Source organism: Bacillus sp. FSL R5-0712 (assembly GCF_038593285.1).
Classification (GTDB): domain Bacteria; phylum Bacillota; class Bacilli; order Bacillales; family Bacillaceae; genus Bacillus; species Bacillus safensis.
This window is the reverse complement of the sequence record NZ_CP151981.1, coordinates 170,961-193,849: the sequence shown is the minus strand read 5'-3', so window position 1 is coordinate 193,849 and position 22,889 is coordinate 170,961. Positions and strand designations below refer to the sequence as shown.

General features: G+C 43.2%; 19 protein-coding genes, 7 tRNA genes and 1 rRNA gene. 6 read left to right on the top strand and 21 right to left on the bottom strand.

The window, feature by feature from the left end:
• Window positions 1–49 precede the first annotated feature (49 nt).
• The 16 genes from NSU11_RS01105 to NSU11_RS01030 all read right to left on the bottom strand — a co-directional run bounded on the left by NSU11_RS01105 (window position 50) and on the right by NSU11_RS01030 (window position 11,743).
• A complete protein-coding gene (locus tag NSU11_RS01105) occupies window positions 50–814 on the bottom strand; it encodes an ABC transporter permease subunit (protein WP_024424441.1) in 765 nt (254 codons plus the stop codon).
• Window positions 811–1,728, bottom strand: a complete 918-nt coding sequence (locus NSU11_RS01100) for an ABC transporter ATP-binding protein (protein WP_024424442.1) — start codon at window positions 1,726–1,728, stop codon at window positions 811–813. The genes NSU11_RS01105 and NSU11_RS01100 overlap by 4 nt, the downstream gene beginning before the upstream one ends.
• A gap of 15 nt (window positions 1,729–1,743) precedes the next feature.
• Window positions 1,744–1,935: a PLD nuclease N-terminal domain-containing protein gene (locus NSU11_RS01095; protein ID WP_024424443.1), complete on the bottom strand. Its 192-nt coding sequence runs from the start codon at window positions 1,933–1,935 to the stop codon at window positions 1,744–1,746.
• Window positions 1,936–2,096: 161 nt separating this feature from the next.
• Window positions 2,097–2,453, bottom strand: coding sequence for a DUF2200 domain-containing protein (locus NSU11_RS01090; protein ID WP_024424444.1), 357 nt, complete (start codon window positions 2,451–2,453; stop codon window positions 2,097–2,099).
• Window positions 2,454–2,670: 217 nt separating this feature from the next.
• Complete coding sequence (glmS, locus tag NSU11_RS01085) at window positions 2,671–4,473, bottom strand: glutamine--fructose-6-phosphate transaminase (isomerizing) (RefSeq protein ID WP_024424445.1); 1,803 nt, start codon at window positions 4,471–4,473, stop codon at window positions 2,671–2,673.
• 575 nt (window positions 4,474–5,048) lie between these two features.
• On the bottom strand, window positions 5,049–6,395 hold the full coding sequence (gene glmM, locus NSU11_RS01080; RefSeq protein ID WP_034284242.1) for a phosphoglucosamine mutase: 1,347 nt from the start codon (window positions 6,393–6,395) through the stop codon (window positions 5,049–5,051).
• Between the two features lie 25 nt (window positions 6,396–6,420).
• On the bottom strand, window positions 6,421–7,848 hold the full coding sequence (locus NSU11_RS01075) for a YbbR-like domain-containing protein (RefSeq protein WP_197172518.1): 1,428 nt from the start codon (window positions 7,846–7,848) through the stop codon (window positions 6,421–6,423).
• Window positions 7,841–8,662, bottom strand: a complete 822-nt coding sequence (gene cdaA / locus NSU11_RS01070) for a diadenylate cyclase CdaA (protein ID WP_342493751.1) — start codon at window positions 8,660–8,662, stop codon at window positions 7,841–7,843. The genes NSU11_RS01075 and cdaA overlap by 8 nt, the downstream gene beginning before the upstream one ends.
• A gap of 217 nt (window positions 8,663–8,879) precedes the next feature.
• The gene (gene rsiW / locus NSU11_RS01065) at window positions 8,880–9,506 is read right to left on the bottom strand and encodes an anti-sigma-W factor RsiW (protein WP_024424448.1); all 627 of its coding nucleotides are present in this window, start codon (window positions 9,504–9,506) and stop codon (window positions 8,880–8,882) included.
• A 14-nt stretch (window positions 9,507–9,520) separates the two neighbouring features.
• Complete coding sequence (gene sigW, locus NSU11_RS01060) at window positions 9,521–10,084, bottom strand: RNA polymerase sigma factor SigW (protein WP_024424449.1); 564 nt, start codon at window positions 10,082–10,084, stop codon at window positions 9,521–9,523.
• Window positions 10,085–10,272: 188 nt separating this feature from the next.
• Window positions 10,273–11,184 carry an arginase gene (gene rocF, locus NSU11_RS01055; RefSeq protein ID WP_024424450.1) on the bottom strand — a complete coding sequence of 304 codons (912 nt, stop codon included), beginning with the start codon at window positions 11,182–11,184 and terminating at the stop codon, window positions 10,273–10,275.
• 137 nt (window positions 11,185–11,321) lie between these two features.
• A tRNA-Gln gene (locus NSU11_RS01050) sits at window positions 11,322–11,393 on the bottom strand.
• Between the two features lie 4 nt (window positions 11,394–11,397).
• Window positions 11,398–11,482, bottom strand: a tRNA-Tyr gene (locus NSU11_RS01045).
• Between the two features lie 28 nt (window positions 11,483–11,510).
• A tRNA-Thr gene (locus NSU11_RS01040) sits at window positions 11,511–11,583 on the bottom strand.
• A 3-nt stretch (window positions 11,584–11,586) separates the two neighbouring features.
• Window positions 11,587–11,662: transfer RNA gene (locus NSU11_RS01035), tRNA-Val, on the bottom strand.
• A gap of 6 nt (window positions 11,663–11,668) precedes the next feature.
• A tRNA-Glu gene (locus NSU11_RS01030) sits at window positions 11,669–11,743 on the bottom strand.
• A 220-nt stretch (window positions 11,744–11,963) separates the two neighbouring features.
• On the opposite strand from NSU11_RS01030, the gene murQ reads away from it, so the two are divergent.
• Genes murQ through NSU11_RS01000 form a run of 6 tightly spaced genes read left to right on the top strand, consistent with a single transcriptional unit; the run spans window position 11,964 to window position 19,693 of the window.
• Complete coding sequence (gene murQ, locus NSU11_RS01025) at window positions 11,964–12,875, top strand: N-acetylmuramic acid 6-phosphate etherase (RefSeq protein ID WP_024424451.1); 912 nt, start codon at window positions 11,964–11,966, stop codon at window positions 12,873–12,875.
• A gap of 14 nt (window positions 12,876–12,889) precedes the next feature.
• Window positions 12,890–13,759 carry a MurR/RpiR family transcriptional regulator gene (locus NSU11_RS01020; RefSeq protein WP_025093532.1) on the top strand — a complete coding sequence of 290 codons (870 nt, stop codon included), beginning with the start codon at window positions 12,890–12,892 and terminating at the stop codon, window positions 13,757–13,759.
• Window positions 13,756–15,135 carry a PTS transporter subunit EIIC gene (locus tag NSU11_RS01015; protein WP_024424453.1) on the top strand — a complete coding sequence of 460 codons (1,380 nt, stop codon included), beginning with the start codon at window positions 13,756–13,758 and terminating at the stop codon, window positions 15,133–15,135. Before NSU11_RS01020 ends, NSU11_RS01015 begins: the two co-directional genes overlap by 4 nt.
• A 13-nt stretch (window positions 15,136–15,148) precedes the next feature.
• Window positions 15,149–16,504 carry a penicillin binding protein PBP4B gene (gene pbp4b, locus NSU11_RS01010; protein ID WP_311164989.1) on the top strand — a complete coding sequence of 452 codons (1,356 nt, stop codon included), beginning with the start codon at window positions 15,149–15,151 and terminating at the stop codon, window positions 16,502–16,504.
• Between the two features lie 13 nt (window positions 16,505–16,517).
• Complete coding sequence (locus NSU11_RS01005) at window positions 16,518–18,437, top strand: glycoside hydrolase family 3 protein (RefSeq protein WP_197172526.1); 1,920 nt, start codon at window positions 16,518–16,520, stop codon at window positions 18,435–18,437.
• Between the two features lie 11 nt (window positions 18,438–18,448).
• Entirely contained in the window at window positions 18,449–19,693 is a 1,245-nt protein-coding gene (locus NSU11_RS01000; RefSeq protein WP_149126067.1) for a DUF1343 domain-containing protein, read from the top strand.
• A gap of 43 nt (window positions 19,694–19,736) precedes the next feature.
• On the opposite strand, the gene NSU11_RS00995 is transcribed toward NSU11_RS01000, so the two are convergent.
• From NSU11_RS00995 to rrf, 5 genes are all read right to left on the bottom strand, one after another.
• Window positions 19,737–20,702: a bile acid:sodium symporter family protein gene (locus tag NSU11_RS00995; protein ID WP_024424456.1), complete on the bottom strand. Its 966-nt coding sequence runs from the start codon at window positions 20,700–20,702 to the stop codon at window positions 19,737–19,739.
• Between the two features lie 62 nt (window positions 20,703–20,764).
• Window positions 20,765–22,204, bottom strand: coding sequence for a SulP family inorganic anion transporter (locus NSU11_RS00990; RefSeq protein WP_149126068.1), 1,440 nt, complete (start codon window positions 22,202–22,204; stop codon window positions 20,765–20,767).
• Window positions 22,205–22,561: 357 nt separating this feature from the next.
• Window positions 22,562–22,634: transfer RNA gene (locus tag NSU11_RS00985), tRNA-Thr, on the bottom strand.
• Between the two features lies 1 nt (window position 22,635).
• Window positions 22,636–22,710 (bottom strand) — tRNA-Asn (locus NSU11_RS00980).
• A 42-nt stretch (window positions 22,711–22,752) separates the two neighbouring features.
• Window positions 22,753–22,868: ribosomal RNA gene (rrf, locus tag NSU11_RS00975) — 5S ribosomal RNA — on the bottom strand.
• Between the last annotated feature and the right edge of the window lie 21 nt (window positions 22,869–22,889).

Genomic DNA, 22,889 nt, shown 5'->3' with positions numbered 1-22,889 from the left:
CAGATTTTTATGCTCATAGTAAACTTTCAGAAACAATCGCAACAGGCTGCTATAATTCTTGTTTTCTAAAAAGAAAACATCCGATGAGAAAAAAGAAAACAATCAATACCGATACACCTAGAAAACTTGTAAGTGCCTGATCCGAATAAGTCCCTTTATGAATCATCTCTTCGGCTGCACTTGTCACGCCTTTAGGCGCAAACTTCCCTAATGTCTCTTCATAAAATGAAGGTACGGTAAACAGAATAAGGTTGATTAAAAGCGACACACCGCCAGCTGTGACAGAACGTTGAAAGAACGCCGAAGCACAAATGGTCGATACCACAATCAGCAATAAATTTGGATAATAAAGAAGTGTTCCTTTTAACACATTGACCCAATCCACATGCCCAAATTGAATGTCCACATAATAAACAGAGACAAGCACCGCCACCACCAAACTAAACAAAGTCAAACAGGCATAGGCGCATATTTTCGAGACATAGTAACTCGTTCGACTGATCGGTTTCACCATAATCATCGCGGTAACTCCAGAGGCACGCTCTCCAGCGATCGTCCCCATCACGATCATAATCAGGATAAACACACCTAGCGAATCAAATTTACTCAATGCACTCGCCAAAGCCTCTCCTGCACTAGGCTCTGGTATGTAAAATGTAGATCCTTCAGGTAAATTAGCTGATTTCGATAGAAGATCCGGCAGCATTTTGAGCGTAATAGGCTGTGTGATCATTAAAATCGTAAAAATGATAGGAACAAATAAGATTTTATAGCTAGTAAATAACTCCCTAAATTCCTTTTTCAACATCATCATGCATTCACAACCTTCATGAAAATATCTTCAAGCGTCAGCTTAGATAGTTGATAATGGAGGAGAACACCGCCAGATTCAGTGATGAGACAAGGCAGCTCCTTCAATGCTATTTGTTGATCGTTCACTCGCACCTGATAAGCGTTTTCTGTCTCAATACATTCCTCCACCCAATGCCGCTCTTTTAACAAAGCCACTAATTTCGTATTCTGTTGTTCTAATTGAAATTCAATCACTGGCTGGATATAGTCTTCTTTGATCTGTTTCATGGAAGAAGACATCTCAATTTTGCCACTATTGATCATGATAATATAGTCCGCCACTCGTTCAATGTCATCTAAAATATGGGTAGACATAAAGATCAACATCTCTTGTTTCAGACGCTCAATCAATGTCAGAACGTCTTTTCTCCCCATGGGATCAAGTGCAGACACAGGTTCATCCAAGATGAGAACCTTCGGGCTGTTGATAAGCGCTTGCGCAATGGCAAGGCTTTGCTTCATTCCCCCGCTATAGCTGCCAATGGCACGATCCTTCGCCTCATATATGCGGCAAAGCTTCAACAGCTCCTCTGTTTTGGAGCGAATGATTTTTTTCTCTAAATGAAATAACCCGCCAACCCAATGCATCCACTCCTGCCCCGTCATATCCTGATAAAATGCAGGATGCTGCGGACAATACCCTATCACATGACTGATTTGATCCATCTCCTTTGTGACATCCAAACCTGCCACCTTCACGACCCCAGAAGTAGGACGAGCAAGCCCCGTCAAAATCCGGATCGTCGTTGTCTTCCCCGCTCCATTGGCTCCTAAAAAGCCAACACATCCAACCTCCCCAACAGAAAACGAAACATTTTTTAAAACTTCATTCGGACCATACGATTTCGTCAGCCCATGACACTCCAGCATATTCAAGCAAATCCCCCCCTTTTAAGATGATTTACGACCAAAAATCAAATACACAATAGGACCGACACTCGCCACAAACACGATCACCAACGCCCAAATCCACTTCACCTCTCCTCTGATCCTCGATGGATCTCTTTTCAGCAAATCAAACAAACCAATCACCATCAACATCGCTTGCAGCAAAATAAGAGGTAATATCATCTTCATATCCATCCACGCCACTCCCTTTTCAAACGCCAATTCGTTTTGGTATTACTTCTTTTGACGACATGAAGAGTGAATTCGTTCAAATGGATTTTATTTTTATTGGTCGAATGATCTATAAATATAAAAAAGCCCAGTGAAGGTTAGTTCACTGGGCTTGCTTGTTATTCTCATGATGAACCTCGCAAAATCTTTTCCATCTTCTTTCCTTTCGCTAACTCATCAATCAGCTTATCCATATACCGAATGTTCTTCATGGTTTCTTCCTCAATGTCCTCTACCCGTACACCACAGATGACTCCTTTGATTAAACTGCGGGAAGGATGAAGCTCAGGAGCCTCGGCAAAAAATGTTTCTATACCTGTATTTTTATCCACCTGTTCCTGCAACTCTTCTGGACTGTACCCTGTTAACCAACAAATAATCGTATCGACTTCAGCCTTTGTTCGTCCTTTTCTCTCTGCCTTTGCGATGTAGAGAGGATAGACTTTTGCAAAGCTCATTGTGTAAATTTTAGGTTTGGTCATGTGTCTGCTCTCTTTCTTTATTATTTAACCTGTATTACCTGCGCAAGGTGCATTTGGCATTCTATTTATAATGTACTTAGCACATTATAACCCATGTAAATCTTCTAATATTGTACCCTTAATCAAAAATCTTCGTACGTTCCAGTTCTAATGAAACAAAAATACCCCTTTAGAAAACGATATCTAAAGGGGTATAACAGCTGTTTTTATTTAATCCCTACTCCACCGTCACACTCTTCGCAAGGTTACGTGGTTTATCCACATCACACCCGCGGTGAAGGGCTGCGTAGTAAGCAATCAGCTGTAATGGGACAACAGATGCAAGTGGTGCAAGTGCTGGGTGTACAGCTGGAAGGACGAAACGGTCGCCTTCGTCTTCTAGGCCTTTTAGTGAGATGACACATGGGTTTGCTCCGCGTGCAACGACTTCTTTGACGTTACCGCGAATACTGAGGTTCACGTGCTCTTGCGTTGCAAGGGCAATGACCGGTGTGCCTTCTTCAATTAAAGCAATTGTGCCGTGTTTGAGTTCTCCGCCAGCAAAGCCTTCTGCTTGGATGTAAGAGATCTCTTTTAGTTTTAGTGAACCTTCAAGGCACACATAGTAGTCAAGTCCTCTTCCGATAAAGAATGCGTTACGTGTCACTGTGAAGAAGTCACGAGCGATTTGTTCCATTTCATCCTTTTGATCGACTAGGGCTTCCATTGCGTTTGCTACAATCCCAAGCTCTTTCACAAGATCAAAGTCAAGAGATTGACCATTTAATTCAGCTGCAACGGATGCAAGGATTGCAAGTACAGCGATTTGTGCTGTGTAGGCTTTTGTTGAAGCCACTGCGATTTCTGGTCCGGCATGAAGAAGCAATGTGAAGTCCGCTTCACGAGAAAGCGTAGATCCTGGTACGTTTGTGATCGTTAATGCTTTATGACCAAGCTCTTTGACTTGAACAAGTACAGCACGGCTGTCCGCAGTCTCTCCAGATTGAGAAAGGAAGATGAACAGCGGCTTTTTCGATAGAAGCGGCATGTTGTAAGAGAATTCACTTGCTACATGGACTTCTACAGGTACTTTTGCCCAGTCTTCAATGTATTGTTTACCGACAAGTCCAGCATGGTAGCTCGTTCCGCAAGCCACAATGTAAATGCGGTCTGCTTCTGCTACCGCGCTTGCGATATCGCCAGCGACTGACAGTTTGCCGTTTTCGTCTTGATATTCCTGGATGATTTTGCGCATAACAAGCGGCTGTTCATCCGTTTCTTTTAACATGTAGTGAGGATATGTGCCTTTCTCAATGTCGCTTGCATCAAGCTCAGCGATATAAGAAGGACGTGTCATGATATCACCGTCAAGGTTTTTAATAATAACCTCGTCTTTTGTGACAATGACCATTTCTTTATCCATTAATTCCGCATATTCGTTTGTTACTTGAAGCATCGCCATTGCGTCAGAAGCCACAACGTTGAAATCTTCGCCGAAACCAACCAATAATGGGCTTTTGTTTTTCGCCACATAGATTGTTTCTTTGTTTTCGTTATCGAAAAGGGCAATCGCGTAAGAGCCTTTTAGTTGAAGAAGCGTTTGGCGGAAAGCTTCCTCTGTATCAAGACCTCTGCTGACAAATTGTTCGATGACTTGAACAACAACCTCTGTATCTGTGTCGCTTTTTAGTGTGACGTCTTGTAAATATTCGCGTGTCAATTGTACATAGTTCTCAATGACACCGTTATGAACAAGCGTAAAACGGCCAGAAGCACTTTGATGCGGATGCGCATTTAGATGGCTTGGTACACCGTGTGTTGCCCAGCGTGTATGTCCGATTCCTGCTGAAGATGCTACGTTTGCATCCACGACTTCGCGAAGCTCAGCGATACGTCCTTTTTCTTTGAACACATGCACGCCATCTTCGTTTGCCACAGCGATACCTGCTGAATCATACCCGCGGTACTCAAGCTTCTCTAAACCTTTTAATAAGATTTCCTTCGCATCATTCTGACCAATATAACCTACGATTCCACACATAAATATTCTTCCTCCCGATCATGCGAAAGGGACAAAGAAAGCCTACTAAAATAGAAGGGACATTTCTTCGTCCCTCTCTACATGTTTATTTTGGGAGATCATGTGTATTCCCTTTGTACAAAGAGTCACCTCTTTGGTTTAAAGAAACACTTACGGCTGTGATCTCTTTTTTTGATCAGCCGGGAGGCATCCGCCGAAAATTCGATAACCTCCATCCTCGTCAACTAAGCATCTTTCGTCCGATCGCTTAGTTCGGGCGCTATAATTATAAGAGAGTTTCTGAACATCTACCCTGCCTTTCCTCATAGAATAAAAATCCAGTAACACAAGGATGATTGTACTATAAGGTCTGACCTCCGTCAATCACAATTTAGCGGGTGATCCCCTTCATTTGAGAAAGTGAGACCTCCATACACTATATGCGATGAGGCTTGTCACGTTCTACCTTCGATGTGCTCTCCTATGTATGAAGGCAGCTTCAAGTTGCCCTCGCTTATATCATTCGTATAGATCCATCCAATTATGTCGTTTATTCAAAAAAAAGCAAACCGCTGCCAGCGGTTTGCCTTCACCTATTACTCAATACCCATTTCTTCTTTCACAACAGCCGTAATTCGAGCCACATATTCATTACACAGCTCTTTTGTTTTCGCTTCTGCCATGACACGTACAAGCGGCTCTGTCCCCGATGGACGAACTAGGATACGGCCGTCACCATTCATCTCTTTTTCGACCTCTTGGATCACCGCTTTTACTTTTTCATTTTCTTCTACTTTATATTTATCAGACACTTTCACATTCACTAAAAGCTGCGGGAACTTTTCCATTTCCGCTGCAAGCTCTGATAATGTTTTTCCTGTCGCTTTGAGCGTATTCACAAGCATGATCGCAGAAAGCATGCCATCACCTGTCGTATTATAATCAAGGAAAATCAAATGACCTGACTGTTCGCCGCCGACATTATAGCCGTCTTTTTTCATCGCTTCGACCACATAGCGGTCACCAACAGCTGTTTGAATGCTCTTAATGCCTTGCTTCTCAAGCGCTTTATAGAAACCAAGGTTACTCATAACCGTTGACACGACGGTGTCATCCTTTAATCGGCCTTCATCCTTCAAATAACGTGCACATATGTACATAATTTGATCGCCGTCTACGATATCACCTTTTTCATCGACTGCAATTAAACGGTCACCGTCACCATCAAACGCAAGACCAATATCTGCACCCTTCTCCTTCACAAAAGCAGAAAGTGCTTCTGGATGAGTGGAGCCTACACCATCATTGATATTCAATCCGTTTGGAGATGTTCCCATTGTAGACACATCAGCATCTAAATCTGCAAATAAATGTGTCGCTAGAGAAGAGGTTGCACCGTGTGCACAGTCAAGCGCCACGTGAATACCTGTAAAATCCTCGTCCGCTGTCTGCTTTAAGAATTGCAGGTATTTCTGACCGCCTTCAAAGTAGTCGTTCACCGTTCCAAGATCGGCTCCAACTGGGCGTGGTAATTGATCGACTGGCTGATCCATCAGCTGTTCAATTTCGTTTTCCTGTTCATCTGACAGCTTAAAGCCGTCACCGCCAAAGAATTTAATGCCGTTGTCTTGAACTGGATTGTGTGAAGCAGAAATCATGACACCCGCTTCAGCATCCATTGCCTTCGTTAAATAAGACACACCAGGTGTTGAGATCACACCTAGACGCATCACTTCAGCTCCAATTGAAAGTAAGCCTGCAACAAGCGCTCCTTCTAACATATGACCAGATACACGTGTGTCTCGACCAACGAGTACCTTTGGACGTTCTTTATCCTTCGTGAGCACATAGCCGCCAAATCTCCCAACTTTAAATGCGAGCTCTGGCGTTAATTCGCTATTCGCTACACCCCTTACACCATCAGTTCCAAAGTACTTGCCCATGTTTCAATCGCTCCTTTTTTACCATTCAAGAGGACGCATCGTCCTCTTTTTTATCTTCTTTGACCCGCTGTCTTTGACTCGATTCTTTCTTTGCTTTATCTTGCGTGGATTCTTCTTTACTCTTCTCACCCTGATCATCGTCATCAGTTGATGGATCTTGTTGATCTTTTTGATCCTTCCGATCATTCGTCGAAGCCGGCTGATCCTCTGTATCAGTAGAAGTGAGTTTCACTTTGACCTTTGATCTCGATAATGTCCAAGTCACATTTTGAGGACCATTTACTTGAACTTTGACCTCATGGGTTCCTTCGTTCAAGTCCCCTGCATTGATATAGGCTTCAACATCTGAAGCCTTTAGTTTATCAATCGCACTCTTTGATCCCTTTGCTGTTAACGTGAGCCGTCCAGAAGAGGGGCTCACAAAATCAGAAGTGAGATCCTTGCTCAAACCCACGACAGAAATCGGTACATTATCGATCTTTTTTTCTTCAGCTGTTGCAACCTTCACTTTGATCTTAACGGTTTCGGGTGATACCTTTTTCACACCATCTGGCAGGGGAATATCGGCATCAATCTCCGTATCATCTTTGATCTTGCTTAGGTCCAGCTTGACGCCATCAATAAAATCAAGGGCATCCAGCACCTTTTGAGAGCCGTACACTGTGACCTCACTCGGGCTTGTCTCAATGCTTGAGATGCTGATCCCTTCTGGCAAGCTGCCCGTCCGCTCAATTTTAAACGGGACCTTTTTGCTTGGACTCGAGATTGGGACCGTAATATCCACCACGGACGGACTTACTTCAACTGGCAGCTCATTCCCGCTGCTATCATACACAGTGAGCTTCGCTTCTTTTTCAATTTGCTGATCGACATCTTCTAAGTTCACAAAAGCTTTAATGACAGAAATTTTGTCGATGACGTCCTTTGATCCAGTAACTGTGACCTTTTTCGGATTCACAATGGGCTGTTCAGGTGAATAGCCGTCTTTGATTTTATTTTGATTATAAAACTCGGTTTCAACAGGAAATTCAGCTGTCGTTTTTTCTTGTATCGTCACAGTCGTCACAGATGGATTAATCGATAGTGTGAGTCCCTTCGATACATCTCTTGCCTTCAGCTCCACTTTATGTGTACCTGTCGATAAGTTCTGCATGTCTGCGTAAATTTCAAAATTCTTTGTTTGTCTTGCTGTTTTCACAGCACTAGTTGATCCTTTAATCGTGACATTGACTGTCTGCGGCACACCAGTGACGACGTACTTCTCGTCATCATAATACGCTTTAACAGGAATGTCGGTTAAAGTTGCTTCATCTGTCGTCGATGTTGGGAAAAAGGATTCACCGATTTTTTTCGGCGTGGGCGCTTGCGCTGAATTGACTGCACCATACAGCAATAAAGCGAAGACCAATGCAAGAAGCTTAACGGCCCAGCGATTATTCAAAATCTTATCCATTTTTCTTGCCCCTCCAATACCATTTGGTCGAGGAAGCATCTTTGCTGTTCTTACTAAATTCAGCAATCAGCATTTCTTCAAGCGCTTCTTCTGTCAATTCTCGGTGGAGATCACCATTCCTTGCAACAGAAATACCGCCAGTTTCCTCAGAAACGATGACAGTTAAGCTGTCTGTCACTTCACTAATTCCGACTGCCGCCCTATGACGCGTCCCCAGCTCCTTAGAGATAAAAGGGCTTTCTGACAGCGGTAAATAGCAAGCTGCAGCTGCAATCTCATCCCGCTTCATAATGACAGCACCGTCATGAAGCGGTGTATTCGGAATGAAAATATTAATGAGCAGCTCTGAACTCACCTTTGCATTCAAAGAAATTCCTGTCTCTATGTAATCATTCATTCCGGTATCGCGCTCAATTGTCAGCAGCGCGCCGATTCTGCGTTTCGCCATATAGTTAATTGCTTTTGTAATTGCCTCGATCGTTTTCTGCTGCTGTTCCTCTACAGGTGTCCCGCTTCTTGAGAAGAAACGGCCGCGCCCAAGCTGCTCAAGCGCTCTCCTTAGCTCTGGCTGAAAAATAATAATGATCGCAAGGAATCCCCACGTAATCGCTTGATCCATCAGCCATTGAAGTGTGTTAAGACCGAGATACGCACTTCCCATCCTGACGAGAACAATGACCACAATTCCCTTTAAAAGCTGAACCGCTTTTGTTCCGCGGATGACCATCATTAATTTATATATCACATACCAAACAACGAGAATATCAACAGCATTACCGAGGTACTGCAAAAAAGGAATATCCCCTAAAGCCATTTCCTCGTCCTCCAGAATTTTCAGTTATTCTTCGTTTGATGCATTTTTTAATATAAAAATAGCCTATGTATCAATACATAGCGTGGCTATTATACCACATTTTGTTTCAGCAAGGAAAATAGTTGCCATATCTGGCTGAGTTGCTAGTATGCGTGAATCCCGCCAATGTATAGAAAAAGAGCAGCCCCCTTAGAGACTGCTCTTTAAGCTGATTGAGTTACTTTTGCTCCTCTGGCCCAATGACCCGCATTACGTTTTGTGCTGTTGATTTCATTTTGTACCAGATCCAATCAAATACTTCATTAATTTCATTAATTTGACCAGTGACTTGTCCGGCAGAAGCAGTCAGCTGTTCCCCATTGACGACGGTGACATTTCCATCAACCTTGCCTTCTACAATCAGCTTGCCATTTTTGACAGTGACATCACCCTTTACGGTTTCCCCTTTAGGTACGGTCACTGTATCATTTTCAACGACGAGATTCGGCTGCTTTGACACACTGAAATTATGATCGGTATTCCAGCTCGTAAACAGACTGCCTCCCATTAAAATGAGAAAGAGGGCAGCGGCTACCATCAGCGGGTGAGCTTTGATCCATCTTTGAACCGACACACGCTTTTTCTCCTTTGGAAGACCTGCCATCACCTTTGCAGTGAAATCAGATGGTGCTTCTATATGAGATGTACTCTGCACTAGCGCGATGGATTTCTCAATTTGTTGAAAATGAGTACGGCACTCCTCACACGATTGCAGATGGCTTTTTAATTCTTTTTCGTCTTGGGGCTCAATGTCCCCGTCTAAATACTGATGCATAAGCTGGACGATTCTATCCTGACAGCTCATCAAAATCACCTCACTCAAAGGTCTCTCAACTGTTTCCGGAGAGCCTCTCTACCCCTGTGTATTCTCGTTTTCACCGTACCAACTGGTATATTCAGAATCTCACTAATTTCTTTTAACGAGAGTTCATCAATATACTTTAATACGATGACCGAACGATATTTGTCGGGTAATCTTAGAATTTTTTGCTGAATGGTACTCGATAATTCAAGAGACACCACCTCATCCTCTGGCAAAATGCCATCAGCAGCAATTTGAGAATACATATTTAATCCTTCTGTTCCTGCCACCTCTGCATCTAAATAATAATCCGGCTTTTTTTTGCGAATACGGTCGATGGTCAGGTTGGTTGCAATGCGGTACAGCCACGTGGAAAACTTACGGTTCACATCAAAGCTTTCGATATTCACATAAGCACGAATAAACGCCTCCTGCGCAATATCCTCCGCTTCATGTGCATTCCCAAGCATACGGTAGCACAGCTGATAAATTTTGTCTTTATACAGGTCTACGATGTCTGCAAATGCGTTCTGGTCGCCTTTTTTCACTTGCTTAATTCTCTTTTTAATCATTGTGTCCATAGTATATTCAACCTCTGCCTTCACCGGTCTTTATGTATACGAACCTCTTTCCAAAAGGTTTCATTCTCCTCTAAAAAATAGTGTAACAAATTTTTGACAGTGTGTTACGCTTATCAACCGGTAAAAACCTTAACATATCCTTAAATTTTCCCAAAACAAAAAAAGAACGGGAACAAGTCCCGCTCTACCTACAATAGCTTTTCACCCATTAATGAACCAATTAACGCAACTGCCGCTTCTGCGGTTTTGTTTTTCTCATCTAAAACCGGATTTACTTCAACAAATTCAGCAGACGTTAAAATACCCGCCTCCTCTAAAAGCTCCATTGCGAGATGACTCTCCCGGTAACTAATGCCCCCTGCTACCGGAGTACCTACACCAGGGCATTCCGCTGGATCTAATCCATCTAAATCAAGCGACAGATGGACACCATCTGTTCTCTCCTTTAGATACGCAATCGCTTCCTCCATCACCCTCGTCATCCCTAAACGATCAATTTCATGCATCGTATACACTTTAATGCCTTTCTCTCGAATCAATGCCCGCTCTCCTTCATCTAAAGATCGAGCACCAATTATAACGACATTTTCAGGCTTCAATTTAGGCGAATAACCGCCAATGTTCGTTAAATCAGCATGCCCAAAACCGAGACTGACAGCAAGCGGCATGCCATGAATATTTCCAGAAGGAGAGGTTTCCTCCGTATTCAAATCCCCGTGTGCATCATACCAAATGACCCCTAAGTTTTCATAATGCTTGGCTACCCCAGCAAGTGTGCCAATCGCAATGCTGTGATCACCGCCTAAAATGAGCGGAAACGAACCAGATTGCACAATACTGTCAACCTTCTCAGCAAGCAGCTGATTTGCCCCAGCATTCTCCGTCAAATTTTTCAGCTTTTCACTTGTATATAAACCTTTCTCATCATCTCTTTGTTCAACTGGAATATCTCCAAGATCCTCTACATCAAATGAGAGCGTTTCCAATTTTTCTTTTACGCCTGCACAACGAATCGCACTCGGGCCCATATCGACGCCCCTTCTCGTTTGACCCAAGTCCATTGGAACTCCAATAATCGTGACCTTCTTTTGCTCTCCCATATGTACATCCCCTTTCCGTTCATGCTTATATTTTACTTTCTTAATGCCTTCTGACTCAACTCGACAACATTTTGAATAGTTATACAGTCCCTCTGCCAACATAAAAAAAAGACACCTTTTTCAAAAAGGTGTCTTAACTGGGCTAGCTGGATTCGAACCAACGCATGACGGAGTCAAAGTCCGTTGCCTTACCGCTTGGCTATAGCCCAAAAATGGTGGAGGGGGACGGATTCGAACCGCCGAACCCGGAGGGAGCGGATTTACAGTCCGCCGCGTTTAGCCACTTCGCTACCCCTCCACATATGGAATTGATAAAGAAAAAACAGTGCCGGCAAGAGGACTTGAACCCCCAACCTACTGATTACAAGTCAGTTGCTCTACCAGTTGAGCTACACCGGCATATGGTGGAGGATGACGGGCTCGAACCGCCGACCCTCTGCTTGTAAGGCAGATGCTCTCCCAGCTGAGCTAATCCTCCACATCATGGTGACCCGTACGGGATTCGAACCCGTGTTACCGCCGTGAAAGGGCGGTGTCTTAACCGCTTGACCAACGGGCCAGTTTGTCAAGTTTGTTGTTTCCGTGAAGCTGACAAAAGTTATTATATACAGGTTGTCCCCCTTTTGTAAAGGGGATTTTTATTTTTTTTATTTTCTAACTATTTACTCCCTATTCGTTCAACAATTTGACTGAAATATAATTTCAATATTCAAATATAATATTGAAATTTCATATCATACTCAATATACTGAAAATGAAGAAATAAGGAGGTATGTCACATGCAGCCATCTCAACTGCGTTCTTTGACAACAGAATCAAGAAACCCAAACACAATGGGAATTTCTCAAGCAGATCCGCTTGAAATACTCCAGATGATCAATGAAGAAGATATGAAGGTCGCTCAAGCAGTCAACCTTGTACTTCCACATGTCAAAACAGCAAGTGACTTTGCTTATGAATCCATCTCAAATGGAGGCCGACTCGTTTATTTAGGCGCCGGAACAAGCGGCAGAATTGGCGTAATGGATGCTGTCGAATGTCCGCCAACCTATAGCGTCTCACCTGATGTCATTGTTGGCATCATGGCAGGCGGAGACTCCGCTTTTTCTCAAGCTGCCGAAGATGTGGAAGACAGTGAAGATGCCGGCAAACAGGATTTAGTACACATCCACCTGACATCAAAAGATACAGTCGTCGGTATTGCCGCAAGCGGCAGGACACCTTATATCATCGGCGCTTTAAACTACGCAAAGTCAATTGGAGCTAAAACAGTAGCACTCAGCTGCAATGAACAAGCAGAAATTAGCGAGCTTGCAGATTGCGCCATTGAGGTTATTGTAGGACCAGAAGCCATCACTGGGTCAACAAGAATGAAAGCAGCATCCGCTCATAAAATGATTTTAAATATGCTTTCCACCTCAGTCATGATCAGACAAGGCAAAGTATATGAAAACTTGATGGTTGATGTAAAAGTCAGCAATCATAAATTAAAAGAACGCGCCATCACCATCATTCAACATGTGACAAATGCTTCCTACGAACAAGCCGTGAAGACTCTTGAAGCAGCAGACTTAGAAGTCAAAACGGCCATCGTCATGCTCCAAACAAATACAGATAAGAAAACAGCCAAAGATTTACTTAACAAAACGAATGGCCATATTGACAAAGCGATCTCACGTTATCAGTCCTAAAGGAGGCAGAGCTCATGTCAGCAGGTGGACTTACCCTACTACACACAATCAAATCAAAGCTTCCCCAATCTGAAAAAATCATTGCAGACTATATCCTTGCCCATCCTGACAAAGTCATTAAAAGCACAGTACATGAAATTAGTCAGGCAGCTGGCGCAAGCAGCTCTGCAGTCATCCGCCTTTGTAAATCTCTCGGGCTGGATGGCTATCAAGATTTAAAAATGCGGATCGCTGGAGACTTGATGCATGACGATAAACAAGGCTACAGAGATATCGAACAAGATGAACCGCTTCAATCCATTATTCAAAAAACAGCAGGAAACTCGATTCAATCGATTAAGGACACCGCTTCTATTTTAAATGCAGATGCTTTAGAAAAGGCTGTTCAATTACTGCTGCATGCAAACCAAATTCATTTTATCGGTGTTGGTGCATCTGGCATCGTCGCAGCTGATGCCCAGCAGAAATTTCTCAGAATTAACTATGCAGCGACAGCCTTCACTGACATGCACATCGCCTCCACCGTCATCGCAAATGCAGGAGAGAATGACATTGTGTTTGGGATCTCCTTTTCAGGAGAAACGTTAGACATCATTCAAGCCCTTCAGCTCGCAAAAGACAATCAGGTGAAAACCATTGCTTTAACACATCCAGGTCATACAAGCGTTTCTGCCTTATGTGATGTTCACCTATCGACATCCGGTTCCAATGAAGCACCTTTTCGCAGTGCTGCCACTTCCTCTAGAATGGCACAGCTCTACTTAATTGATGTCTTGTTCCTCAGTTTAGCTTCTCGTCAATATGAAGAGACAGCCCAATATATTGACAAAACAAGACATGCCATCCGCTCCATGAAACGAAAATCAAAGGGGGATTCAACATGAGTCATCAAAAGAAATATCAGCAGTTGGCGAAAGACATTCTTTCACTCTGTGGTGGTTCTGAAAATATCTCTTCCCATACACATTGTATGACAAGGCTCCGAATTACACCGATGGACAATGAAAAAGTTCACGTCACAGCAATCAAAGAACTCGATGGCGTCATTGGCGTCGTCGAAGCAGAAACGCTTCAAATCATTTTAGGCACTGGCGTTGTCAACCAAGTATCCAGTGCGTTTGAAGAGCTGCTAAATGCCTCTGGCTCTTATGATTTAAACAACGAAGCACAAAAAAACAAGCAAGCCATTTCACAAAAGAACCGCACACCATTCAAGCTGTTCTTACGGCGGATTGCCAGCATTTTCATTCCAATTATTCCGGCACTAGTTGCCTCAGGTCTGATTACCGGGATAACAAAAGCAATCGTGCAAGCAGGCTGGCTTGACGAAAAATCTCAAGCGGCGATTATTTTAACGGTTATCGGTTCTGGACTTTTCGCTTATCTCGGGATATTAGTCGGAACAAATGCAGCAAAGGAATTTGGAGGCTCTCCTGCATTAGGCGCATTAGCTGGTATTCTCATTATTAACCCAGCCTCCGCAGACATTATGTTATTTGGCACAAATATTCTACCAGGCAGAGGCGGACTCATCGGTGTTCTTCTAGCCGCCATCTTTATGGCACTTGTGGAAACCCGAATTAGACGCTTCGTCCCGCAATCACTTGATATCATCGTCACACCAACCATCACACTACTCATTACAGGCATTTTCACGTACGTTGTCTTCATGCCAGTCGGCGGATTTATATCTGATGCCATCACCTCAGGACTGACTTATCTATTGAATATGGGCGGAATTTTCGCAGGATTTGTTCTTGGTGCTACCTTCCTCCCACTTGTTGTAACAGGACTTCACCAAGGGCTGACACCGATTCATATGGAACTCATCAATTCAATTGGAGATGACCCGCTTCTGCCAATTCTCGCTATGGGCGGTGCAGGACAGGTCGGCGCTGCATTCGCCATTTATATGAAAACAAAAAAGAAAAAGCTCAAAAGAGCCATTGCTGGTGGACTTCCTTCAGGGATGCTGGGCATTGGCGAACCACTCATTTTTGGTGTCACACTCCCGCTGGGACGACCATTTCTCACCGCTTGTCTTGGTGCAGGAATCGGCGGCGCATTTCAAGCCTACTTCCAAATTGCGACGAAAGCCATCGGGGTATCCGGTCTTCCATTAACCTTTATTGTTCACACACATCAAATGCTTCTTTACTTAATTGGACTATTTATCGCATATGTTGCTGGATTTTTCTTCACATACTTATTTGGGTTTCATGATGATATGGCTGTTGAATTCGAGGATCACAATCAATAAGGAGGTCTAGACCTTGAAGAAATGTTTTCTTTTGATCACATGTCTGCTCATGCTCCTTGGGTTACCAGTACAAACATTTGCAGCTAGCTCCCATCCTGTATCGTCTTTGTCTAAAACAGCACCTGAAGAATATCCCGTCTTAAAAAAAGCAAAACGACCGGAACAAGTAGGTGTTTCTTCCAGGCAGCTGAGGAAGGTTGATCAAATGATTCAAAATGACATCAAAGCAGGATTTCCAGGAGCCGCTCTCATCATTATCAAGGACGGAAAGATCGTCCATCAAAAAGCCTATGGCTACCGGCAAAAATATGATGGCACAACAGAACTCAAATCGTATAAAAAAATGAAAAAAGATACACTATTCGATTTGGCATCCAATACAAAAATGTATGCGACCAACTATGCCCTGCAAAAGCTTGTCTACGAGAAAAAACTTGATGTCAACGAAAAAATACAGACCATCCTTCCAGATTTTCAGGATGAACCTGATGCAAAGGTAACCGGTAAAGACCAGCTTCGGGTAAAAGATCTTCTCACCCATTCTGCGGGTCTCCCTTCCAGTGTCTTATTTTATAGCAAAGAATCAGCTGGCTCTTTTTATTCTCAAGACAGAAAAACAACGATGAAATGGCTGCCAAAGGTACCGCTGCAATACAAGCCAGGTACCCAGCACATTTATAGTGACATTGATTACATGCTGCTAGGCATGATCATCGAGAAGAAAACAGGCATGCCTCTTGATCAATATGTCGAGTCAACAATTTATCGGCCGCTAGGTCTCAAACATACCATGTTCAATCCGCTGCAAAAAGGGTTCAAGCCGAAGCATTTTGCAGCAACTGAAGGTTTAGGCAATTCACGAGACGGTGTCATCGATTTTGAAAACATCCGACGGTACACCCTGCTAGGTGAAGTACACGACGAGAAAGCATATTACTCAATGGCAGGTATCTCCGGCCACGCTGGACTTTTCTCGAACACCTCAGATATGGCCGTGCTGCTTCAGCTGATGCTTAATAAAGGCGGCTATGGAAAAACAACCATTTTTGATCAGGCTTCTATCGATCTCTTTACAGCCTCATCTGATACGAACCCAACTTACGGGCTAGGCTGGCGAAAAAACGGTCATACTGACATGGAATGGATGTTTGGAAAATATGCAAGTAACGAAGCCTATGGGCATACTGGCTGGACCGGCACAATGACATTGATTGATCCTAAACACAATTTAGGTGTCGTGTTGCTGACGAATAAGAAACATTCACCCGTTGTTTCACCAGAAACAAATCCTAATCAATTTGAAGGCGACCTGTTCCCAACTGGTACTTATGGAAGCATCATGACCGCAATCTACGAATCTTTTCAGTAAAAGGAGGAATTCGATGTTGAAAGCTCTCTTCCCCGCTGCACTGGTTTTAGCCCTGCTAACCTCTTCCATTCCAACGGAAAAGGTTAGCTCTGCCTCTCTGCCAACCGCTAAACAAATGGTTCAAGACATGTCACTGGATGAAAAGATAGGTCAAATGCTCATGCCGGACTTTCGCAATTGGCAAACAAAAGATGAATCCACACCTACAGGCTTCACAAAGATGAATAACGAAGTATCTCATCTTGTAGAAAAATATCATCTAGGCGGTGTCATCTTATTTGCCGAGAATGTGGTTGATACAAAACAAACCGTGAAACTCACCCATGAATTTCAAAAAGCATCACCAAACATTCCTTTACTCATTTCCATTGATCAAGAAGGCGGAATCGTCACAAGGTTACAAAAGGGAACACATTTCCCAGGAAATATGTCGATTGGTGCCTCTAGAAGCAAAAAAAATGCATATGACACAGGAAAAATCATCGGAAAAGAATTAAACGCCTTAGGCATCAATACAAACTTCTCTCCTGTGCTTGATGTGAATAATAACCCAAACAACCCCGTCATTGGTGTCCGTTCCTTTAGCTCTGATCCTGCTCTTGTCTCTAGACTTGGTCTTCAAACCATGAAAGGACTTCAAAAGGAAAAGACCATTTCCACACTAAAACATTTCCCGGGACATGGTGATACAGCCGTCGATAGTCACTACGGCTTGCCGCTCGTAGAGCATGACCTAGATCGTTTAAAAAGGGTTGAGCTGTATCCGTTCCAACAAGCGATCAATGCTGGTGCAGATATGGTCATGACCGCTCATGTGCAATTTCCTGCCATTGATGACACAACGTATCGAAGCAAAAAAGATGGCGAGGACATCATGGTTCCAGCAACCTTATCAAAAAAAGTCATCACAAACTTATTAAAAGAAGAGATGGGCTTTCACGGTGTTGTTGTGACAGACGCTCTAAATATGAAAGCGATTGCAGATAATTTCGGACAGGAAGAAGCCGTAGTGATGGCCATTAAAGCAGGTGTCGACATCGCTCTCATGCCAGCACCAGTCACCTCATTAAAAACAGAGAAAAACCTAGAGAATGTATTCAATGCTGTCAAACAAGCGATTTTAAAGAAAGAGATTCCGATATCTCAGATTAACGAATCTGTCGAAAAAATTCTTCAATTGAAAATCAAACGCGGCATTATTTCCTCCAAAAAACCAATCAGTCTTGAGAAAAAAATCAAAAAAGCCACTCAAGTCGTCGGGAAAAAGTCGCACCTTAAAGCAGAACAAAAAATGGCACGTGAAGGAATCACCCTGCTTAAAAACAACAAAAAGACCTTACCTTTCAAGCCTAAAAAGAATGACAAAATCGTGGTCATGGCACCTTATGAAGATCAGACAAAAGCAATGTCTGTCACAGTCGAATCTCTCATGAAACAAAAAAAGATCAAGCCTGTACGCATCCAGTCATATGCTTTTGCGGATAAAACGTTCACCAAAGATACAGCCAAACTGATTCAAGAAGCTGACTATGTCATCACTGGCTCTTACGTTGTCCAAAATGATCCAGCTGTGAATGATGGCGTAATTGATGACAATGTCCAGGATCCGAAAAAATGGGCTACTGCCTTCCCTCGTGCTGTCATGAAAGAAGCAGCAGCACAAAACAAAAAAATGGTCATCATGAGCCTTAGAAATCCTTATGATGCGGCAAATTTTGAAGAAGCCGATGCCTTACTAGCTGTGTACGGTTTTAAAGGCTACTCAAACGGACAATTCAATCAGCCAAATATTCCTGCTGGACTAGAAGTGATATTTGGAGCTGCATCACCTAAAGGGAAACTGCCAGTTGATATCCCATCTGTCACTCATCCAAATCAAACCCTTTACCCATTCGGCTATGGCCTCAACTTGAAAGGGAAACAGATCAAATAGGAGGGATTCTCTTGAAGAAAACAGTCAGTTTCATACTCGCAAGCTTTCTCATGATGAGCACATTGACCGCCGCCTCTCCCGCAGAAGAACGAACAGATACAAAAGGAAAAAAAGCAACAGTCAAAACAGGGATCGAAACACTTCTCTCAAGCAACCTTTCATGGCTAAAAGGGAAAAGAGTTGGTCTCATTACCAACCCGACTGGCATTGATGCAAATATGAAAAGCAGTGTCGATCTCCTATTTGAACATCCAAATATCAAGCTCACTGCTTTATATGGACCTGAACACGGCGTACGCGGCGATGCACAAGCAGGAGAAGGCGTCGAATCCTATACCGATGAAAAAACAGGTCTTCCTGTTTACTCTCTTTATGGAAAAACAAGAAAGCCAACTCCTGAAATGCTGAAAAATGTAGATATCCTGCTGTTTGATATTCAAGACGTTGGTGCTCGTTATTACACCTATATTTACACAATGGCCTATGCGATGGAAGCTGCTAAGGAAAACAACATTCCCTTTGTTGTCCTAGACCGCCCAAATCCCATTGGCGGACTAAAAGTAGAAGGACCTGTTTTAGAGCCTGAACACGCCTCATTTGTAGGGCTCTATCCAATCCCATTAAGACATGGAATGACCACTGGTGAGCTTGCAAAACTGTTTAACAAAGAGTTTCATATCAATGCTGATGTAACAGTCATCAAAATGAAAAATTGGAAGCGGTCCATGACATTTGATGACACAAAGCTGCCGTTCGTCCTTCCTTCTCCTAACATGCCAACAGTGGATAGTACCTTTGTATATCCTGCCACAGGATTAATTGAAGGCACAAATGTCTCTGAAGGCAGAGGAACGACAAAACCATTCGAGCTCATTGGTGCACCATATATCAATAGCAGCGAGCTGGCAGATCACTTAAATCAGCTAAAACTAAAAGGCGTTCAATTTAGACCTGTGTCATTCACCCCCACATTTTCTAAACATGCCGGTACACTATCTCATGGTGTGCAGTTATACGTCACAGACCGCTCATCCTTCGAAGCAGTGAAAACGGGGTTATCCATTATCAAAGCAATACATGATTTATACCCTAATGACTTTCAGTTCCTTCAAACAGGCAGCTTTGACAAACTCATCGGGAATGGCTGGATGAAAGAAGAAATCAATAAAGGGACTTCCGTCAAACAAATTATGAAACGCTATCATCACGACCTTAAAACATTCGAAAAGAAGCGAAAAAAATACCTCATCTATTAAATCACAGAAAAAACCTCCATCTATCAAAGGATGGAGGTTTTGTTCATGAGAAAGATTTGGTCACAGCAGGTGCTTTCAGCTCAAAACGATTGAGTAAGAAACCAAACAAGGCAGCAAGCACTTGCTGAAACAGCATGCCAATCACCACAGGAACAGCGACAGCAGGCGGGAAAAAGCTAATGGCAAGCACAGCCCCCGCACTAATGTTTCTCATACCGCCCGTATACACGATGGCCACAATCTCTCCTTGAGTACATTTCATCGTCTTTCCAATCAACCATGCAAACGCATATCCGCTCATCGCAATGAGAAACACAGTCGCTGCCTTGCTAAAAAATGCGGCATCCAGTTCACGCAAGTATGGCGCAACAACAGAACTGTTAATCGACACCACTACAAACAAGCCTATCTTTGAAAAAGGTGACAGTGTCTGACTGATCATTTTCGTCACAGCAGGCTTTGCATAGTGACGAACGAGCATCCCTAAAATAGATGGAAGCACCACCATCCCAAACAGCCCTTTCATGATCGCGACCATGTCCATATGAACCTGTGTACCGGCTAAAAGTGACAAACTGGCTGGCACAATCAATGGCGAAAGCAATGTATCAATTAAAATAATCGATAACGTTAACCCAACATTCCCCTTATACATTGCCGCCCATATTAAACTAGAAACTCCTGTGGGAATCACCATTGCCAGTGTCAAACCGGTGATCGTCATGGCATCACCCGCAAATATGAGATGTCCCGCTGACCAAGCATAAAGAGGCATCAACACGTGTAAAATCATAAACGATAAAATCAAAGGCAATGGGTGCATCACCGTATGCTTTAAAGCCGAAAAAGTAGAAGACAAACTCCCTGCAAAGGTCATCACAGCAAATACCCATGGCACCAAAAACGTAAAATCCTTTAAATAGGCCGCCAACAAAACACCGAGTAACACACTAAAAGGTGTAATGAGCGGCATCATCCGGCCGAGCACTTGATTCAAACGCACAAGCATGCCGGCCACCTCCATCCCTTCACTTTCTTACCTTTTCTATTGTAACAGACAGAAAGGCCTTTTTAAGAACCATTCACTTGTTTCACAAGCTTTTGACTTGATGTATCCATTCCAACTACGTCCACCTGGACGCCATTTGCTTGATACCTTTCCTTTATACGTTCTATCGCTGCTACGCCTGATTCATCCCATATACGTGCTTCAGACAAATCAATCACAACAGATTGAAGTTCTTTCCCCTGATGGAAAGCTTGGATCAAATCAGTGACAGAAGCAAAGAAAATTTGTCCTTTAACTCGATATTCCCAAGTACCTGCCTGGCTTTCTTTAGACGTAATATGAAGCTTCGATATCTTTGCGACAAAGAATACCGCACTAAGCAGTACACCTGCAAAAACGCCTTTTGATAAATCATGAGTCAACACCACCGTCACGACCGTGACAACCATCACAATAGAATCTGTTTTCGGATTCTTTTTTAGCTGCTGAAAGGAACTCCAATCAAATGTGCCAATGGAAACCATGAACATCACAGCCACTAGAGCAGCCATCGGAATTTGAACCACGACATCACCTAGTACAAAAATCAGCACCATTAAAAAAGCACCCGCTACAAAGGTAGAAAGCCGGCCTCGTCCTCCTGCCTTCGTATTAATCACAGATTGGCCAATCATCGCACAGCCAGCCATACCACCAAAGAATCCCGCAACCACATTGGCAATCCCTTGACCTCTCGCTTCCTTGTTCTTATTACTAGACGTCTCTGTCATATCATCGACAATCTGTGCGGTTAAAAGAGACTCAAGTAAACCAACCATCGCAAGTGCTAAAGAATAAGGAAAAATGATAGCAAGTGTTTCCCAGTTAAACGGAACTTGAGGTATCAGAAAAACAGGCAAAGAACTAGGAAGCTCTCCCATATCTCCAACTGTTCTAACATCAATATGTCCAAATACGGCCAATATCGTCATTACAATAATGGCAATGAGTGGGGAAGGTATCACCTTTATCACCATAGGCAATAAATAAATGATCAGCAAGGCGCCCCCTGTCATCATATACATAGCCATTGATTCCCCAACGAAATGTGGAAGCTGAGCCATGAAGATCATAATAGCCAACGCATTGACAAAGCCAACCATGACGGACCTCGGAATAAATTTCATCAAACGAGACACTCGGCACAATCCAAACATAATTTGAATCAAACCCGTCAAAATCGTAGCTGCAAACAAATATTGCAACCCATGATCAGCGACCAAGTTAACCATGACGAGAGCCATAGCCCCTGTTGCAGCCGAAATCATGCCTGGGCGTCCACCAACAAACGAAATCACAATCGCGATACAAAATGATGCATACAAGCCGACCTTCGGATCAACGCCCGCAATAATCGAAAATGCAATTGCCTCAGGAATTAAAGCCAGTGCGACTAATATACCCGCAAGCACGTCCTGACGTACATGTCCAAACCATTCTTGCTTTACAAATAAATCTTTCAAACCATCTACTCCTTTTTATATACATACCGTACATGGAAAAAGAAGATCAACTATACCTGGAGATAAAGAAAGGAAAAACAAACGATACTTCACTTTCGGGGGAAAAGAGGAACGTACAGAGTCTTTTAATATAGAGGATATCACTTTAGTAAGAATAAAAGAAAGAGAATGAAGAATCAAGAACAAAAAGAAGGAGATAAGTAAAAAATCGATGCAACACTTCTGTGCAAGCCGTTTTATTCTCTTTCCTAATGTCATCAGTCTACTGATCATCGAGCAGTTCAATATATATATGTAAACAAACAAAAAAAGCCTTCTCATCATCGAGAAACCTTGTCATATCAACATATAGAGGAAAGCTTCCAAGCGGGCTCGAACCGCTGACCTCTTCCTTACCATGGAAGTGCTCTACCTACTGAGCTATGGAAGCATGGCTCCGCAGGTAGGACTCGAACCTACGACCGATCGGTTAACAGCCGATAGCTCTACCACTGAGCTACTGCGGAATGATAAAGTAACTTCTTCCATTGGAAGGATATAAACAAAAAGCTTGGCGGCGTCCTACTCTCACAGGGGGAAACCCCCAACTACCATCGGCGCTGAAGAGCTTAACTTCCGTGTTCGGTATGGGAACGGGTGTGACCTCTTCGCTATCGCCACCAAACCTGATGGAGAGAATGTTCTC